Origin of the sequence: Brevibacillus sp. SKDU10 (assembly GCF_001645205.1) — a bacterium.
Taxonomy (GTDB): domain Bacteria; phylum Bacillota; class Bacilli; order Brevibacillales; family Brevibacillaceae; genus Brevibacillus_B; species Brevibacillus_B halotolerans.
This window is the reverse complement of the sequence record NZ_LSSO01000173.1, coordinates 1-17,506: the sequence shown is the minus strand read 5'-3', so window position 1 is coordinate 17,506 and position 17,506 is coordinate 1. Positions and strand designations below refer to the sequence as shown.

Below are 17,506 nucleotides of genomic sequence, written 5' to 3'. Positions count from 1 at the left end.
ATTAAAATTTTTGGAAAGCCTATTTTTTATAAGGATGAAATCAATTCATTTTGTAAATTTTTGTAACAAGTCACAAAAAAGTCAAAAAAATTGACACTTTTTGTACATATACTCCCTTTCAATTTTCTGATTTATTTGTATAATAGAAAAAGAAAGCATACAACATATTAGCAGAGAAAAAAGAGACCCTTCAAAATGAAAGGTCCCCACCTAGATATAATGCCGTTATAAAATAAATACTTGTAAACCCATTCTCCTGTTAATTGCTCGGTTGCATCCGCTTTTTCGTAATGTAATCTGTTTCGTAGTACTGCAATTCATCACGTAGAGGCTCAAAAATTCGAGATAATCCTAATGTTAGGCTCTCTAGTTCAGGAGTAACCTCTTTGCGGAAAATAATGCAGTCTTGCCCTGTGTACGAGTACCTGCCATCCTCATCGTAAACCTCGCCTTTGGGATAGTAAAAATTAATTACACAGGTGTGGTACACCTGATAGAGGGCTTCTTCGGCAAACTCCTCGTTAAAGCGAGCACGTCGAAGACAGATTCCCAACTTCTCATAGGCATTCTCTGCATAAACCAACAAGCGACGTAAATCAGAAAGATAGCTACCATAGTAAGCTTCATACTCCTCAGCATCTCCAGATCTTTCAACCAAATCTGCTAAAGTAGTTTGATTTAGGAATCTCTCCACTTCTATGCTAACCTTCTTCAACCGCATAAAGGTATCTTCGCATAACTGTTTTACATGAGCGTCTGACATAGAGAATCCTCCTTAGGGCAACAGATATAAAGATTTACGTTTATTGTAAAAAAACTGCCCCGGAGTTACAAGAAGTTTTTATTTTATAACACAGTTTCTGAATTAGATTGATAGTTTTTTCTAGTATATTTCTTTTGATACATGTACGTAACAAATGCCACAAATAGCGCAACAACAATCATAAAGAGCAATATAAGATTATCGGTGCTAACAAATTCCCAGCCGTGTCCTTTGCTGATAATTTCTCGTACGGAATGTAGGAAATATGTGAGCGGCAAGGATTTTGCTATGATCGCAATCGCTGTTGGCATAGAAGTAATTGGCCAAGTCCATCCAGATAGCATAAATGATGGCACTGCGATTAGCATAGCTGTTTGTGTCGCTTGTAGCATATTGGAAGAGAAAAACGAAATAGCAAATCCAATAGACACTACTGCTAGATTGAAAATAAATCCGCTTAGGAAAAGTAAGCTCAAGCTTCCATAGTACGTAACAGCAAAGAATTTAAAGATCAATACATATGTTAGCAAAAAGTTAAACATGGCAAGGATCATATGGGTCGTTATTTTACTTAACGCAATTTTGACAAACCCATTTCCATTTAAGGTATCCATCCAAGTTCCTTCTTCTTTTTGGCGAGTTACGCTTAAAGAAACACTCAAGAATGCTACCTGCTGCAAAACAGTTCCGGCCAACCCAAAGATCATAAATGCCAGATAGTTAAAGGCTGGGTTATGCAGAATACGATAGCGATAGTCAATCCCTGTCGCAAAGTTTGTTGCCGCACTGCCCCATTCACCTTTCGCCTCTAACTTTTTTAACGTAACTCCACCAGAGATCGTTTTCACGAGAGAGCTCGCAGCGCGAACAGAGGTATTGGAGATCATCATGTTACTTCCATCAATCAGATTTAAAATCTCTGTTGGCTTACCCAATTTGGCATTGACGGTCAAGCCCTTTGGAATGATAAATCCAACTTGCGCCTCTTCATAGGTCATCAGATGTTGTAACTCTTCTTCTGTTGTAACTACATTTGTTACTGAAAACGTTTGATCATTATCAATCGCTCTGATCAATTCTCTTGTTAATTCTGTTTGGTCCAAGTCTGCTACCACTGTCGGTATTTCCATCACGCGTTTTTCCTGATACAAATATCCAAACATGAGCATATAGACACATGGAACAAGAAACACAATATTACGTATCGTTTTATTCGTATAAATAGATCGCCATTCGTCAGCAATTAATTGCAAAAAGCTATTCACGAGCGCCAGCCCCTTTTAGGTGCCATTCGACAGTAAAGCCAGGGCGTACATCAATATCCTCCACTTGCAATTTCACTTGGAATGCTCGCAAATCACGGGAGTTTAGCTCTTGTGTTGCTTTCTTCGTTGCAAAATCTGCTGCTGGTGCCACCATTTGTACAGTCGCATTTACTTCCTTATTTAAGCTTGGGACAAACAATGTAGTTTTCTCGCCTACTTTTATGTTGCCAAGTTGGTTTTCATCTACATACATTTTTACAAATTTATCGTTTTCCACTTGAATTGTCATGATAGAAGAGCCTTGTGCTACAAGTTCCCCTTTTTGTGAGGAAATAGATTTTACAATACCGCTAACAGGTGCAATCATTTGTGTATTACGCAAGTATGCCTCTGCTTCATCCAAAGCACCTTTTGCTTGTTTTACGCCTGCTTCTGCTGATTTTACATCAGATTCGCGCAATCCTACCTGACCAAGACCGGCAATTGCATTTTGGTATGCTGCATTCGCTTGGTTTACTTGAGCTGTAAGTGCTTCAATCTGTTCTGGACGAGCCCCTTTTTGTGCCATGTTTAATTGCTCTTGTGTTGCCGTATATTCAGCGGAGTATTTTTCAAATTCAGCCTGAGATTCTTCCAATTTAATTTTTGGAATAGCCCCTTCTTTTAATAAATCCTCCATACGTTTCATGTTCGTCTGAGCCAAATCGCGTGCTGTTTTGGTTGCTTGAAGCTTTCCTTTTAGCTGCGCAATCTCTTCTGGTCGAGCCCCATTTTTGTTGGCTTGCAAATTAGCTTGAGCTGCTTGCAAAGCTGCCTGAGCCTGCTTTACCGTAGCATCGCTTGATCCACTGGTAACGGAAACTCCTTTTTTAGCCTGCTCCAATTTCGCTTGAGCTAATTGGTACGCTGCTGCTGCCTGATCGCGTTTTGCTGCAATCTCAGCGCTTCCCAGCACAGCTAAGAGTTGACCTTCAACTACTTTGTCGCCCTCTTTAACATCAATCTTGTCAATGGTTCCTGGAACCTTGAAGGCTAAATCCACTTCGGTTCCTTCTACAACAGCAGTTACTTGTTTCGCGGAACCTCCAGCATAACTATTTTTTTCAGAAAAAAGCAAGTATCCACCTAAAAGTACGATAGCTGCTAAAAACCCAACCAAACCAACCATCATCTTTTTATTCTCTCTCATAACCTTCCACTCCAATTCGCAATTTAAGCGAGTCCCAGAGCCCCTTTAAATAGAATGAGCAATGTATCTCTGGTCTCTAGCGTATAAACTGGCTCATTGCGGAACATCTTGCGAAGAACCACAAATCCAATACTCCCAAACAAAGCGGATACCACTGTCTGCGTTTCCATATCGCTTTTTATAAAGCCTTGTTCCTGCATGTTTGCCAGGTATTTCTCCATTAAAGAAAAATAATTGCCTAATAATGTTCGAACCATATTATCTCGTGTTATATCTCCTGAGGAGAAGCTTAACAGCAATAAACAAAACTCACTGTTATCCGAAAAGAAGCGCAAATGCTCATCTAGTACGTGTAAAAGACGTTCCTGTGGCGTTAAGCTGCTATCTTCCGTCGCCCCTTTGACGGACTCCATCAGCATTTCCACTCCCTTTTGATTTACATAATAGAATAACTCCTCCTTTGTCTTAAAGTGATAATACAACGTACCCTTAGCTACCTGGGCAAATTCTGCAATCGTATCCATCGTTGTATCCGTATAGCCATATTGGGCAAAAGCTTGCAGGGCACTTTCATAAATTAAATCCTTCTTTTTACTCATTAATATGTACCCCCATATAAACTGACCAGTCAGTACAGAGATTAGTGTACTCTGCTTTTTGATGACCGTCAAGGTATTTTTGGAAAAAAGTGATTACTCATTCATATTTCATTGGTGTGATCTTGGTTATGTACTCTATTAACATTATTGATACCCGTAATCTTAATGCTTCAAACGATTGCAGCCTAAGACAGATTATCCATCTCCTATCCATCTTGTTCTAGTCGTAGCCAATTGTTTTTATGAAAGTAAAAAAGCCGATGAACAAGTCATCGGCTTCCCATGTAAGCAATATGGCGGAGGGAGAGGGATTCGAACCCCCGTGACGTTGCCGCCTAACGGTTTTCAAGACCGCCCCGTTATGACCACTTCGGTATCCCTCCATATAATAGCTGATAATCATTATGTATAAAATAATTTCGTCCCGCGAAATACATCAGCAAGGATTATTATACTAAAGCATATTTAAAAAGACAAGTATTTTTTTATTATTTTTTTCTAAAATGATTGCAAAGTTTGTATCCGTTCATCAGATTGTGTATGATAGACTAAATACGTAATTTGGTAAGTTCCTACATTATTCTTATGGTTCTTACCCTTTCATGAAGGAGTGACTTTGTAGCAATGGACCAACTCATTACATTTGCTAAGGATTATTGGGTGATTCTTATCCTAGTCTTATTGGCAGTGTTTGTGCTTAATTTTTTTCTAAAAGCCTTGTACAAAATTGTTTTATTTAGTCTGGTCGTCGGGGCTATTCTGGTCTTTGGTTTCAATTATACACCAACTGAAGTGGTGAACATGGGACGTCAGGTGGTAAATGGTGTCGATGAAGTGTTCACATCTACTGTAAGACCTTTAATTGATTCTGAAATTAAGGATGCCACTTACAATTTCCGCGAAGATGGAAGCTATGAAATCAAGACGACGAATATCCGTATCGAGGGGAAAAAGGGCGATCCGAAAGCCACTGTCTACTATAAGAATTTTAATTTCTCCATTAATATTAAAGATCTAGGCGAATTAGCTCAGCAACACATCCAGAAGGCTGCTGATGGTAAATCAACACAGTAAACACCAATATATTCGTTTATCTAAACTTTACTTGCTGAGTAAGAATCCCGGTTCACGCCTGCTAAGGCTACGAACCGGGATTTTTCATACATGTATGTTTATATCCATCTCGTGTAGTGATTTACATGAGAACATATACTCTTGCTATTAGACACGTCCTCTATATAAGCAGACAAAAAAACCGATGAACCTCTCAGCTCATCGGTTTGCTATTCTTTATGTATGGCGGAGGGAGAGGGATTCGAACCCCCGTGACGTTGCCGCCTAACGGTTTTCAAGACCGCCCCGTTATGACCACTTCGGTATCCCTCCGCGTTGCTACATAAAGAATATAGCACATAAAAAATTAAATAGCAACACCTTTTTTAAAAAAATTATGAGTTTACTAGTTTTCTTTTCAATCAGCTAGCTCACACCACTCTATGAGCGTCAGTGCAAATAACTCAGCACACGCAAAAATATCATCGAGGACGATAAACTCATCGGGATAATGTGCAACTTGGGTTACCCCTGGTCCTATAATGATAGAAGGAGTATCGGCCAGCTTCGTTAATAGACCTCCATCAGTTCCCCAGGGCGATGCTTCTATGATCGCTGCCTCTCCAAAAACAGACGGATATAGCTCCTGCAATAGTGCAAGCAATGGATGATCCATTTCTACCTCTCCGGGCACCCATCTGGCACCGTACCATTCCAGCTCCACAGGATGATCTACAAACCATTCATCTTCCTCTGTAAGCTTTTGTAACGCAGCCTGCATTTCAATTTTGGCCATCTCCATTTCTTCTCCAGGTGCTACACCCATACGTCCTTCTATTGTAACCAAATCTGAAACAGATGATGGCCATTTTCCCCCTTGTATTACACCTAGATTAATAGGGATCGGTATAGGCAATTTCGCGTATAAAGGGTCTGACATTCGTTGATTTCTCTCTTGCTCTAAGCGCTGAATTTGTCTGATTACGGTCATGCTTTTTTCGATGGCACTAACTCCTTCATAGCGTGTACCTCCATGCGCCGATCTGCCTCGTATGAACAAGCGGAACCACATTGAGCCTTGTTGCTTGGGAAAAATTTTCAGGTTTGTTGGCTCAGGTATTAAAGCAGCGTCCGCTTTATACCCACGTAAAATGGTGGATAAGGTTCCAGCCCCGCCGCTTTCTTCTTCTACAACACTTTGAAAGATAACATCGCCCTTCAAACGTACACCAAGCTGTTGGAGGGTTTGAATAGCTAAGAGAGACGCGAGATTTCCACCTTTCATGTCCGTTACCCCGCGGCCATACAATTTTCCATCCACAATTTCTCCACTAAACGGCTCCTGTGTCCATTGTTTTAACTCTCCTTCTGGCACAACATCAACATGGCCATTGAGAATAAGAGAGCGTCCTCCTCCCGTACCCTTCCATACCCCTACTACGTTCGGACTACCTGAAAATTCAGTACGCGGTGAAACAAAATAGGCATGTTTCTCCAGCTTTTCAAGCTCGTCACCTGTCATCTCCCACACATCGACTTCAAGTCCCAGCGCTACCAGGTGATTGGCTATTTTCTGCTGAATCCCCGCTTCCTGCCCTTGTACGCTAGCCTCACGCACCCATTCCTGCAACAAGCCTATGGCACCCGCTCGATCCTTCTGTAGCTGCTCACGAATTCGTTCCTGCCATGTTAGTGTCTGGCTTACGCTCATGGTAGTCTCCCCCTTAGAAAAAAGTGGTTACTTCTCCGCTAAATGACAGCTCTGCTTCTGTCGCACCAATAACATCTGCTACGGTGTATGGATGCATAACCTCCAATAAATGCAATCCATCCGTTTTTACCTCCATCACTGCCATATCAGTGATTATCATATCGGCACTTCCTTTTGCGGTCAGAGGTAGTTTGCACTCACGGACAATCTTGGAGCGACCATTTTTGTCCAGATGTGTAGTAAGAACTAGAACCTTCTTTGCCTTTTGTGCTAATTCCATCGCTCCGCCCATCCCCGGAACCCGTTTTCCAGGAACAATCCAATTGGCAATATCACCACGCTGGCTTACCTCTAACACCCCAAGAATCGTCATATCTAGCAACCCTCTGCGAATGATAGCAAAAGCAGTGGCACTATCAAAAAAGGAAGCGCCGGGCATCAAAGTAACAGGAAAGCCTCCAGCGTTGCACAAATTCGGATTTTCTTCTCCTTTCTGGGGAGTGGGACCTGTACCTACAATGCCATTCTCAGCATGAAACAAAACATATTTTTCTACTGGTATAAAATCTGCTACAAGCGTAGGGATACCGATCCCTAGATTAATCAGCATACCGCTTTTTACCTCCAAAGCAGCACGCCTAGCAATTCGCTCCCGATAACTCTCCGTCGTACTTTCTTTTGTTACTTCTCCCATGCCCATCGCCAATTCACCCCTTCACTTTGCACGATATAGGTTACAAACACGCCTGGTGTCACGATTTCTTCAGGATCAAGCTCTCCAATCTCAACAATTTCTTCTGCTTCCACGATCGTGATATCTCCAGCCATGGCCACCAAGGGGTTAAAATTACGCGCACTTGTATCAAAAACAAGATTGCCAAATCGATCTGCCTTTTTAGCAGATACGATAGCCACTTGGGCGGTTAGCGGTGTCTCAATTAAAAATGTTTTTCCATCCACTATCACCTGCTGCTTCCCTTCTTCCGCAATTGTACCGATCCCGATGTCAGATAAAATTCCTCCCAGACCTACTCCACCTGCTCGAACTCTTTCTGCCAAAATGCCTTGTGGACAAAATTCCACCTCCAGCTCCCCTGCCGTCATTTGGGCACCAGCATTCGGATTAGAGCCAATGTGAGAAGCAACGACCTTCCTTACTCGACGCTGTGTAATCAATCGTCCGACTCCAATATCAGGAAAAGCTGTATCGTTACTAATCAGCGTTAGTCCTTTGATTTGTTTTTCCAAAAGTCCCTGTATTAGGGTAGGAGGATTGCCGACCCCGCCGAAGCCACCAACCATCAATGTCATCCCATCATGAAAATGCTCCAATGCTTCTTCTAATGAAATCTCTTTATTCCAGGTTGATTGTGATATCATATGTGCTCCTCCTTTCTACCAGATTCCCTCTTTCGTGAACTCTGCTTGGGCTTCCTGTAAGGTCTGACGCAGCAGATGGATCAGTTCATCAATTTCATGCTGTTCAATAATAAGCGGGGGCGAAATAATGACCGCATCGCCTGCTATTCCATCTAAACCACCAATAGCTGGGTAAATCATCAATCCTTTTGCAAACGCTCTCTGGATCATTCGATTGGTTACTTGATGTGAGAGTGCGAATGGCTCTTTAGTCAGCTTGTTCTTTACAAATTCTATTCCACACAGTAATCCTTTCCCACGCGCCTCTCCAACAATGTCAAATTCCTGCTCTATTTGTTTTAAGTGTTGTAATAAATACTTTCCATTCTCTTCAGCTTTTTTCACTAGCTGATGTTGTTGCATGTAACGTATCACAGACACACAGATCGCTGCTGACTGAGGGTTAGCGCTGTACGTATGACCTGCCATGATAGAGCCAGAGCCTTCTGCAATCGTCTGCATGATGGAATCACTCACCATAGTGGCTGCCATCGGTGTATATCCTGAACTCATTCCTTTCCCCAACGTCATTACATCAGGCGTTACCTGCCAATGATCAATTCCAAAGTTTTTACCAGTACGCCCCACACCTGTCATGACTTCGTCGGCTATAAATAAAATTTGATGCTTCGTACAAATTTCACGGATGCGAGCAAAATAGCCGTCTGGCGGTACTACAGCACCTCCAGAAGCGCCAATAATCGGCTCTGCGATAAAGGCCGCAACATTTTCTGCTCCCGTTCTGATAATGGCCGCTTCTAACTCATCCGCAGCCTGACGTGCATATGCATCACTGTCAAGTCCCTGCTGATTTCGATAGGGATAGGGTGCCGATATACACGGGTAATCTGCCAATAACGGTACGAAACGCTTGCGTCTTAGCACATGTCCTGACATGGATAAAGCTCCCATCGTAATTCCGTGATAGCTCATCCAGCGTGATAAAATCCGATTTTTGGTCATGCGTCCCTGTTCTTGCCAGTACTGAATTGCAATTTTTTGAGCAGTCTCCGTTGCCTCTGATCCACTGCTGACAAAAAAGCTCCAATTCACATTGCCAGGTGCCCAAGCAGCCAGAATATCCGCTAACTCCTCCACTGCTTCACTACTGAAGTGTGAGCGATAAGCAAAGGATACCTTCTCAGCTTGCTGTCTCATAGCATCGACCACTTCATCCATCGCATGCCCGATACTCACAGTTACAGCCCCTGAACAAGCATCCATATAACGCTTTCCGCTCTCTTCATATAAGTAAATTCCTTTTCCATGAGAAATTCGTGGATATTGTTTGCCCCATTCAGGTTTAATTACATAGCTTTTTCGTTCGGTTTTGCTATCCATGCCCTTCGCTCCTTCCGTTTTCACCGCCACTTTATTACTCATCGTATCGAATATAGAACCTCCTGACATTCTACTTTCTGGCAAAAAAACGCTGGATAAAAAACAGAATTTTTTGTACATTTTGTATAATGCTAGTTCATGTAAAGGGTAGAGTTTTTCAAAGTAATAGAGAGGTGGGGAAGCCCATGTCTATAACGATCCGTGAAGCCATGCAGTTACCTGATATGGTGCAAACCAGATTGGTAGCAGGGGAATCAGGATTACATCATCCAATTCAATGGGTCACAATCGTAGAAATTGTAGAGGATTTGGAGCGTTTGCAAGCAGGGGAATTTCTTATTACCACTGGTTTTGGTTTGGAGATAAACACGGATAAATACGATCAGTTCATACCTTCACTGGCAGCTCGAGGATTGAGTGGAGTTGCTATTCATACCGGATTTTATTTACGTGAAATTCCAGCGCTTTTTGTTCAACAAGCGAATCAGTATGGACTCCCTTTAATTGAGATTCCCACAGAGCTTAATTTCTCTACCATCACAAAAGCCATTCTTCAGCCGATTGTGAATCGTCAATTTGAGCTGATTCGCTATTCGGAACAAATTCATCAGCGATTGTTAAATGTAGCTTTGCTAGGTGAGGGTCTTTCTGCCATTGCAGACGAATTAGCCGCCGTTACCCAAGGAGAAGTGATTATAACAGACGTACTGGGCTATGAATTAGTTCGTACGTGCTCACAGGCATGTCGGCCTGCTACTGTTGAAATGCTCTCAACGGAAGATTCCCGTCAAGTCCGCTCTGATCAAAACTGTGAATCCATCTCCTCTATCGAATTAACCCATCCGATCGAAGCCGCTCGTTTTACCTTTGGCGCTATCACCTTACGCAAACAGCAAACATGCCGGCAGGAATGGGATATGATCGCTTTGCAGCATGCCTCAACATTGGCCGCCTTAGCTTGCAGTAAGGACAGGGAGATAGCCCAAGCAGAATGGCGTCTAAAAGGCGATTTTTTAGATGAGTTACTAAGCGGGACCTTTGAACTTGATGCAGAATCGGAGGCACGCAGCCGTATGTTAGGCTACCCTCTTCATCATCATGCACGTCACCTTGTTGTTGCGCTAGCCATACCGGCTACTCCTTCTGCAAAGGAATATAATTTTGCCATGCTACAAAAGCTACCCACCTTATTAAAGCGGTTAGCAGAGGTTTATCAGCCTACTTATCTAAGTAAGGAGCGGGTAACCGAAATCTTATTACTAATGCCTGAGGATAAGGCTAGTGAAGTTTTTATTCAAAAAGTGGCAAAAAAGTGGCTTGATTTGTATCCTCAGCATCCGTTGGCGATCGGGATTAGCAGCCCCCGTGCTTCCTTCGATACCTTGTCAATAGCCGTTCAAGAAGCGATCTATGCCATGAAATGCCAGGCAGCTCTCCTCCCAGCGCTCCAAATACAGTCTGTATCGCATTTTGACCGACTAGCCGGCTATCAGTTCCTGTTTCCCTATCACGCGCAGCCTGAGGCCTTACAGCAGCTCTGGAAGCCATTCTTAGCCACATTGCTTCACTATGATCAGAAGCATGGACAACAATTGTTAGAGACTATCCAAGTTTATTTTGAAGAGTGTCTGAATGGGCAAAAAACATCACAACGTCTATTTATTCACCGGCACACGCTTAAATACCGTTTACAGCAGATAGAGCAAAAAACCGCTGGATCACTTCAAGACGCATCTCATCGTTGGCAGTTACAGCTAGCCATCATGGCTTATCATTTGCAACAAATTTTCTACCCAGACATGTCGGGCATTCCCTAGAGTAAGCTACTAAACTATCAATCCCAAACAGCTTTCAACGGCTTGACCCAGATATTCATATCTTCAAAGCCGGTTGAAATCACACAATTGTTAATTAGCCTGCCAGTATACCGATAGCCCATTTTAGCGGCTGTCACATTCATCGCAGCGGAATGGGCACGTGTAAGTGTATATAGATAGGAAATACCTATTTCTTGCATATGTTGTTCCAAAGCTACAAACAGGTGCTGAAGCAATCCCTTTCCTAACCATTCAGGGTGTGTGGCACAATCCGTCATTTCTGCTGATCCCCAATTCGGAGTCACTTCAGCAGAAGCCGCGCAAACAATCTTGCCCCCTGCTTCTACAACAGCGTAATAGGTGTCTGCTTGTATCGTAGTCCGCACATACTCGGGATCATGCATGGGGGTTGGATAGGTCTCAAAAACAACTTGATACAGCTTAGCTAGTTCTTCTGCATCTTCAAGCTTAGCCCAGCGGACACGACAATCGTCTGGTAGCTCCTTGCACACACTATTGTTTGCTTGTTTGGCCAAGCTTATTTGTAGAATTTCGTCTGCAAGTGGCTCATTTTTAGGAGTTCCTCGCTCTGATGTAACAAAATATCGAAGCATGTGGGCATTCTGGCCATTCATACAGCCTTCCAGAATCCCTTCACGTACAAATCCATGTTTCCCCCAGGCTGACAAATCCTTATGTCGGGCATAGACAATTAGCTTGGTCATCCCCAATTTGTCAGCCTGTTGTTTGCAAGACTTTGCAATCTCGTCAATTTGATCAGAGTCGTACTCCATTACCTTGATACGTTGGTTATGTATATCCACAATTATTTGTGAAAGATTTCCAATCGGTTCCATTGTCATTTCTTTACACCTCATTGCGTTATTTCTTACTATTATAAAACTCCTTGCATTGCTAGTCATTCGACAAGATGTCCAAAGTACCTCTTTGACACAATTCGCTTCTTTCATATCTAAACCATAGCCTTTGCGCATAGGTATCAAGAAGAGACAGGAAAAAAGGAGGATTCCACCCATGCATACCCTTATTTATGCTCACAGGGGTGCCTCTGGCATGTATCCCGAAAATACATTTCCAGCTTTTCATGCTGCCTATCTACAAGGCTCTGACGGTATGGAAATCGACGTTCAAGTAACAGCCGATGAACAGCTTATTGTCATGCACGATACCAACGTAGAGCATACAACTGATGGGGTGGGCGAAGTGCGGCATCTCACCTATAAACAGATCCATCGTCTAAACGCGGCTGCCAAAAGCAGAAAATATTATCCCCCTACAAAGGTTCCAGAGCTATCAGATGTCTTATTGTTCGTCAAAACAACTGGGCTTCGACTTATCATTGAACTAAAGAACTTTATCGTCCCCCAGCCTCAATTGGAAGAGCATGTTATTCGTCTCATCCATGATCTTCGTTTACATAAACAGGTGGTCGTCTCCTCTTTTAATTATCACAGCCTCTTGCGTGTTAAGGAGCTAGACCCACAAATTCGCACCGGTATGCTTTATTTCGGACAACTACATAAGCCCTGGGAGATTGCCAAACAATTTCGTGCGGACGAACTCCATGCCCCCGAGGAACAGGTTAATAAAGCACTTCTGCAAGCTGCTCGTCAGCACCATTTATCACTGCTTGCATGGACAGTGAACACTCCGGAACGCATGCAGGAGCTCTTTTCATTACAAATTGATGGCATAATTACAAATTATCCTAATTTAGCGCGAAAATATTTGAGTAAGAAGTAAAAGGATTGTTTACAAGCCCTACAGGATATTTCTATACTAAAGAAGAGATCAGGATATAAGGGGGTTATTGCATGTTCATTACCGACTGTCTATCACCACTACATTCTCTCACAGTGGTAAAGCCAACCGACACCATTGCGCATGCTCTGGAGGAAATGAAAAAGGGAAAATTGCTTAGCATGCCTGTGATTAATGAAGATGGTACTTATTTTGGAACGCTGAGCAAACGCAGTTTGTTTGAAAGATTCGAACAAGATCATGCGGACAAAACTTTTACAGAATTCACTCAACTTCCTCTTGCCGATGGTGTTGATCAGAATTTAAAGCCACTTACAACCGAACATCTTTATGAAGACGCCCTCCCTATTATTGTGCGTTATCCATTTGTACCGATTGTAGACGAGAATAATCGTTTTCTTGGCATCATTAAACGTAAAGATATGGAGCTAGTATTAGAATCTGTTTTTGGGATGGGTGTAAAAGGGACTAGAATAACCTTAACCCGTTTCGAAGGAAAAGGTGTGTTGCGAGAAATCTCCAGTATTTTGACCGAACACAAGTCAAATGTGATCTCCTGTGTATCCTTTGATTCTAAACACTCTGGTGTCAGACGTATTCTAGTCAAGTTTAAAACGGAAGATAATCTGATTGATATTATTCAGGAACTGGAGAATCATGGCTTTGCTGTCACCTCCGTTCATGAAAGCTAACTCCCCAGCATGTAGTAAGTAAGCAAGAATTTATAATAAAAAAAGGAACGCTAATTGCTTGCGTTCCTTTTTTACATTTTGATTCGATTATTTTCCAAGGTCCAGAGGCGGTACCCAATTTGGATCAAAGAACTTTCCTTGCCATGTATTACGACGTTTCATCTCTGCCTCGATCCCATTGAGCACTTCCCATTTTTTACGACTCCACATCGGCCCAATCAAAATATCAGGAGGCCCATCACCAGTAATACGATGCACAATCATTTCTGGTGGTAGAATTTCCAGAGTATCGACAACTAATTTCGTATACTCCTCTTGTGTCAAGAATTCCAATAAACCAGCATTGTACTGCTTCACCATTGGCGTTTTCTTTAACAAATGTAGCAAATGTATTTTAATACCTTGTACATCCAAATGAGCAACGGCCTGCGCAGTCATCATCATATCTTCGGCAGTCTCTCCAGGTAATCCATAAATAATGTGGGAGCAGACACGAATGTTATGTTTACGCAGCTTCTCTAATCCATCAAGATAGCATTGATAATCATGCGCACGATTAATCAGTAGCTGTGTACGTTCATGTACTGTTTGCAGCCCCAATTCTACCCAGAGATAGGTACGCTCATTTAATTCTGCTAAGTACTCAACTACATCGTCTTCTAAACAGTCCGGTCTGGTTGCTATCGAAAGACCCACAACATCATCTTGTCGTAAAATCGTTTCGTACATATCGCGAAGCTCTTCTACAGGCGCATAGGTATTGCTAAACGCCTGAAAAAACCCTAAATACTTCGCTGTAGGCCATTTTTCATGCATACGATCCTTAACATCATGAAACTGCTTCTCTAACGTCATACGACGATCGCCTGCAAAGTCCCCCGATCCACGTGCACTACAAAATGTACAGCCACCTACTGCAACATTGCCATCTCGATTGGGGCAGGAAAACCCTCCATCTAGCGGTACCTTAAATACCTTGTGTTGAAACATACTACGCAAATGATAGTTCCATGTATGATAACGCTTATCACCCCATAGCAGAGGCTGACAGCTCTTTTGTATATCCTCCGTTGACATCTTTATACTCCCTTCTGTCCCATGCATTTCTACAGTATACCAGTTTCTGTAGAGCTTTTTAATAGTGAAAAATATTACACCACACATTTTTGCACATCTCAGGCTTCCGTCAATCGTTGCTTTTATATTAACATCAATAACATTTCGAAGTTTTTACTAGAAAAAAAGAACCGCAGTTCTTTCCCGCGGTTCCTGATCATTATATTTCCCACTTTATTACGTTTACATTACTGTTGCATTTCTTCAATCTGAATTGCACGTGTATGTGCAGTATGGCTCCACTCTTGATTGTTCTTGGTAAAGAACGCGTAAATAAAGATAGGTAACCATGTCAGGAAGAAAATTGGCAACAGGATGAGTCCCAAATAAGCTTTTAGCGGGACTTTCTCTAAGTACAATGCGAGTACAGGTAACAAATAGAAAATACCTGTTGTCACGTAAATCAACCAATCAGGCAAGAAGCCTGTTGTAGGTAGGAACGTATTAAAACTCAACAATCTGGCCATAAACAATACCGACATAAATGTAACAATCAACACATACATGGGTTGAAAGAGGTAAAAAGCTGCGTCAAGCATTCCTAGTCTTCTTGCTTTTAAGCCATTTTTTACAACTGAACCAATGTAACGTCCAGCTACATCATAATGACCTTGCATCCAACGAAGTCTCTGCTTCATTGAAGATTTTAGATCGATTGGTTTTTCGTCAAAAACCTTTGTTTCATGAGCCCAGCAAGGATAGATGCCACGTTCGATACATCTCGTTGCAAACTCTAAGTCTTCCGTTAAGCTGGTTGCCCCCCAACCCATATCTTTTAACAGCTTACTCTCAATACAAAGTCCTGTACCACCTAATGTGTTTGGCAGCCCTAGGTTATGGCGAGCCAATTGCCACATACGGTTGGTGAACCAGTACGTACAAGCGTACGAAAGAGTAATCCAAGAGTCAAACGGGTTTTTGGAGTCAAGGTAACCTTGGATAACTTGTTGTCCTTTGCATAGACGATCGTTCATGACAGTTAGGAAGTTTTTTTCTACCAAGTTATCTGCATCAAACATTACGACAGCATCGTACTGCTTTTCTCGTGACCATAAATTGTCTAGCATCCACTCAATACCGTAGCCCTTGCCACGCTTTGAAGTGTCAAATCGTTCGCAAGCATAGGCGCCATGCTTCCGAACAATCTCCGCGGTGTTATCTGTACAATTGTCACAGATAACAAAAATGTCGTACATCTCACGCGGATAGTCCATTTTTTTCAAATTCTCGATCAATGGTGCAACAACCGCTGATTCATTGTGTGCAGCTATCAATACAGCAAATGTTTTCTCTGGCTTGTGGGTCACAGGCTTTTTCTTATGAAGTAAAATGCCTCCCCCTACTGAAATTGCTGTTTGATAGATGCTGACTAACCCCATTGTGGTGGTAAAACCGATGAAAAGCCCCTCAATTATATCTTTTAAGTCAACCATCTTTTCTTCTCCTCGACCTGGTATGCTTATATGCATACAGGTAGTGTTATATCTCCTTCAAACCCTATTTGCGAGTTTACACGATTCACAACTAGCCTGCAATCGTTCAAAAGTGGGAAAAATCAATGTTTAGTTCTCTCTATATCTATTTGTTGCTTAATATGACGCAAAAGCTCAGTGATTCGCTTCATCTTGCAAGCAGTTTTTGAGAAACACTTGTCCCTATCACGTTTCCCTCTTCATCCTACTCTTATTCTGCAACCTCAAAATTTACTACAGAAAAAAAAGCCTGCTATAAAAAGGTGTACCCTTTTCAAATAGGCTTGAATCCAGAAGATGCAAAAATCTGGCCTCTATAACTAAAGGTCAGCCGATATTCCTAGTAAAATTTCTATAGTGATGTTTTTTTATTCCAGGGACAAAAGAACTAATTGACATTAGATGTATTCATTTACCTATTCCCTGTCTCCTATAAAAATCCTATTTCATCAACAAATATTTTTTGTATATAATGACAAAATATGAATTTTTATGGAATATTTTTAATGAATTTCTCACTTTTTACTTTTCTTTACAACTATAAAAACAAATAAAAACTCAGCGGTACGAACCCTTTTGGCCGAGCAGAGTCTTATGTGATTTCCTTTTTTGAAGGTTGGCATTCAATTTTTAAAAATACATAAAAATGGCGTCTCAGGAGAGACTCGAACTCCCGACCGACCGCTTAGAAGGCGGTTGCTCTATCCAGCTGAGCTACTGAGACGCATTTTGGAGGGAGTACCCGGATTTGAACCGGGGAATAAAGGTTTTGCAGACCTGTGCCTTACCACTTGGCTATACTCCCTTATGAAATTAAAAAGGGGCGATCGATGGGAATCGAACCCACGAGTGTCGGAGCCACAATCCGATGCGTTAACCACTTCGCCACGACCGCCATTATGTAAGTAAAAGTTGGCAGGGGCAGTAGGAATCGAACCCACACCAAAAGTTTTGGAGACTTTTGTTCTACCACTAAACTATGCCCCTATGGTAGCGGCGGAGGGGATCGAACCCCCGACCTTTCGGGTATGAACCGAACGCTCTAGCCAGCTGAGCTACACCGCCAAAAAACGATATAAAACAATATGGCGGAGAGTGAGGGATTCGAACCCTCGCTACGCTTACGCATACTAACGGTTTAGCAAACCGTCCCCTTCGGCCTCTTGGGTAACTCTCCGTATAATAACTCCTCAGAATAAATCTATATGATTCAATCTACTACACTATTTTATTTAATATACCTAAGGAATAATTATACCAAACACATGTCTTTATTCCCTGAAAACT

At 42.1% G+C, this 17,506-nt stretch carries 15 protein-coding genes and 8 tRNA genes; 4 read left to right on the top strand and 19 right to left on the bottom strand.

Annotated features, from left to right (window positions below):
- Nucleotides 1-259 precede the first annotated feature (259 nt).
- The 5 genes from AYJ08_RS15815 to AYJ08_RS15795 form a co-directional block, all read right to left on the bottom strand.
- Nucleotides 260-763: a DUF3907 family protein gene (locus tag AYJ08_RS15815; RefSeq protein WP_031414118.1), complete on the bottom strand. Its 504-nt coding sequence runs from the start codon at nt 761-763 to the stop codon at nt 260-262.
- An 83-nt stretch (nt 764-846) separates the two neighbouring features.
- Entirely contained in the window at nt 847-2,028 is a 1,182-nt protein-coding gene (locus AYJ08_RS15810; RefSeq protein ID WP_064018524.1) for an ABC transporter permease, read from the bottom strand.
- Nucleotides 2,021-3,217: an HlyD family secretion protein gene (locus tag AYJ08_RS15805; RefSeq protein ID WP_031414116.1), complete on the bottom strand. Its 1,197-nt coding sequence runs from the start codon at nt 3,215-3,217 to the stop codon at nt 2,021-2,023. The genes AYJ08_RS15810 and AYJ08_RS15805 overlap by 8 nt, the downstream gene beginning before the upstream one ends.
- Before the next feature lie 23 nt (nt 3,218-3,240).
- A complete protein-coding gene (locus AYJ08_RS15800) occupies nt 3,241-3,816 on the bottom strand; it encodes a TetR/AcrR family transcriptional regulator (RefSeq protein WP_003338155.1) in 576 nt (191 codons plus the stop codon).
- A gap of 294 nt (nt 3,817-4,110) precedes the next feature.
- A tRNA-Ser gene (locus AYJ08_RS15795) sits at nt 4,111-4,199 on the bottom strand.
- A 241-nt stretch (nt 4,200-4,440) separates the two neighbouring features.
- On the opposite strand from AYJ08_RS15795, the gene AYJ08_RS15790 reads away from it, so the two are divergent.
- Nucleotides 4,441-4,890 carry a hypothetical protein gene (locus tag AYJ08_RS15790; protein WP_064018523.1) on the top strand — a complete coding sequence of 150 codons (450 nt, stop codon included), beginning with the start codon at nt 4,441-4,443 and terminating at the stop codon, nt 4,888-4,890.
- Nucleotides 4,891-5,113: 223 nt separating this feature from the next.
- On the opposite strand, the gene AYJ08_RS15785 is transcribed toward AYJ08_RS15790, so the two are convergent.
- From AYJ08_RS15785 to AYJ08_RS15765, 5 genes are all read right to left on the bottom strand, one after another.
- Nucleotides 5,114-5,202: transfer RNA gene (locus AYJ08_RS15785), tRNA-Ser, on the bottom strand.
- 85 nt (nt 5,203-5,287) lie between these two features.
- Nucleotides 5,288-6,580 carry a peptidase gene (locus AYJ08_RS15780; protein ID WP_064018522.1) on the bottom strand — a complete coding sequence of 431 codons (1,293 nt, stop codon included), beginning with the start codon at nt 6,578-6,580 and terminating at the stop codon, nt 5,288-5,290.
- 13 nt (nt 6,581-6,593) lie between these two features.
- Nucleotides 6,594-7,280 (bottom strand): 3-oxoacid CoA-transferase subunit B, encoded by a 687-nt coding sequence (locus AYJ08_RS15775; protein WP_064018521.1) that lies wholly within the window; start codon nt 7,278-7,280, stop codon nt 6,594-6,596.
- Complete coding sequence (locus tag AYJ08_RS15770; RefSeq protein WP_064018520.1) at nt 7,262-7,960, bottom strand: 3-oxoacid CoA-transferase subunit A; 699 nt, start codon at nt 7,958-7,960, stop codon at nt 7,262-7,264. The genes AYJ08_RS15775 and AYJ08_RS15770 overlap by 19 nt, the downstream gene beginning before the upstream one ends.
- A gap of 15 nt (nt 7,961-7,975) precedes the next feature.
- Nucleotides 7,976-9,340, bottom strand: coding sequence for an aspartate aminotransferase family protein (locus AYJ08_RS15765; protein ID WP_064018538.1), 1,365 nt, complete (start codon nt 9,338-9,340; stop codon nt 7,976-7,978).
- Nucleotides 9,341-9,525: 185 nt separating this feature from the next.
- Here AYJ08_RS15765 and AYJ08_RS15760 point away from each other — a divergent pair, with 185 nt between their 5' ends.
- Nucleotides 9,526-11,157 (top strand): PucR family transcriptional regulator, encoded by a 1,632-nt coding sequence (locus AYJ08_RS15760; protein WP_064018519.1) that lies wholly within the window; start codon nt 9,526-9,528, stop codon nt 11,155-11,157.
- Between the two features lie 17 nt (nt 11,158-11,174).
- Here AYJ08_RS15760 and ablB read toward each other — a convergent pair whose 3' ends face one another.
- Entirely contained in the window at nt 11,175-12,020 is an 846-nt protein-coding gene (gene ablB / locus AYJ08_RS15755; protein ID WP_082890987.1) for a putative beta-lysine N-acetyltransferase, read from the bottom strand.
- A 172-nt stretch (nt 12,021-12,192) separates the two neighbouring features.
- Between ablB and AYJ08_RS15750 the strand changes: the two genes are divergently transcribed.
- Together AYJ08_RS15750 and AYJ08_RS15745 are read left to right on the top strand one after the other, a co-directional pair.
- On the top strand, nt 12,193-12,921 hold the full coding sequence (locus AYJ08_RS15750) for a glycerophosphodiester phosphodiesterase (RefSeq protein ID WP_064018518.1): 729 nt from the start codon (nt 12,193-12,195) through the stop codon (nt 12,919-12,921).
- Between the two features lie 71 nt (nt 12,922-12,992).
- The gene (locus AYJ08_RS15745) at nt 12,993-13,631 is read left to right on the top strand and encodes a CBS domain-containing protein (protein ID WP_031414107.1); all 639 of its coding nucleotides are present in this window, start codon (nt 12,993-12,995) and stop codon (nt 13,629-13,631) included.
- 87 nt (nt 13,632-13,718) lie between these two features.
- Here the strand turns inward: AYJ08_RS15745 and mnmL are convergent, their stop codons facing one another.
- The 8 genes from mnmL to AYJ08_RS15705 form a co-directional block, all read right to left on the bottom strand.
- A complete protein-coding gene (mnmL, locus tag AYJ08_RS15740; RefSeq protein WP_064018517.1) occupies nt 13,719-14,708 on the bottom strand; it encodes a tRNA modification radical SAM protein MnmL/YtqA in 990 nt (329 codons plus the stop codon).
- 227 nt (nt 14,709-14,935) lie between these two features.
- Complete coding sequence (locus tag AYJ08_RS15735) at nt 14,936-16,180, bottom strand: glycosyltransferase family 2 protein (protein WP_064018516.1); 1,245 nt, start codon at nt 16,178-16,180, stop codon at nt 14,936-14,938.
- A 686-nt stretch (nt 16,181-16,866) separates the two neighbouring features.
- Nucleotides 16,867-16,943, bottom strand: a tRNA-Arg gene (locus tag AYJ08_RS15730).
- Between the two features lie 6 nt (nt 16,944-16,949).
- A tRNA-Cys gene (locus AYJ08_RS15725) sits at nt 16,950-17,024 on the bottom strand.
- Between the two features lie 17 nt (nt 17,025-17,041).
- Nucleotides 17,042-17,114 (bottom strand) — tRNA-His (locus AYJ08_RS15720).
- An 18-nt stretch (nt 17,115-17,132) separates the two neighbouring features.
- Nucleotides 17,133-17,206 (bottom strand) — tRNA-Trp (locus AYJ08_RS15715).
- A 1-nt stretch (nt 17,207) separates the two neighbouring features.
- A tRNA-Met gene (locus AYJ08_RS15710) sits at nt 17,208-17,284 on the bottom strand.
- A gap of 21 nt (nt 17,285-17,305) precedes the next feature.
- Nucleotides 17,306-17,396, bottom strand: a tRNA-Ser gene (locus tag AYJ08_RS15705).
- Between the last annotated feature and the right edge of the window lie 110 nt (nt 17,397-17,506).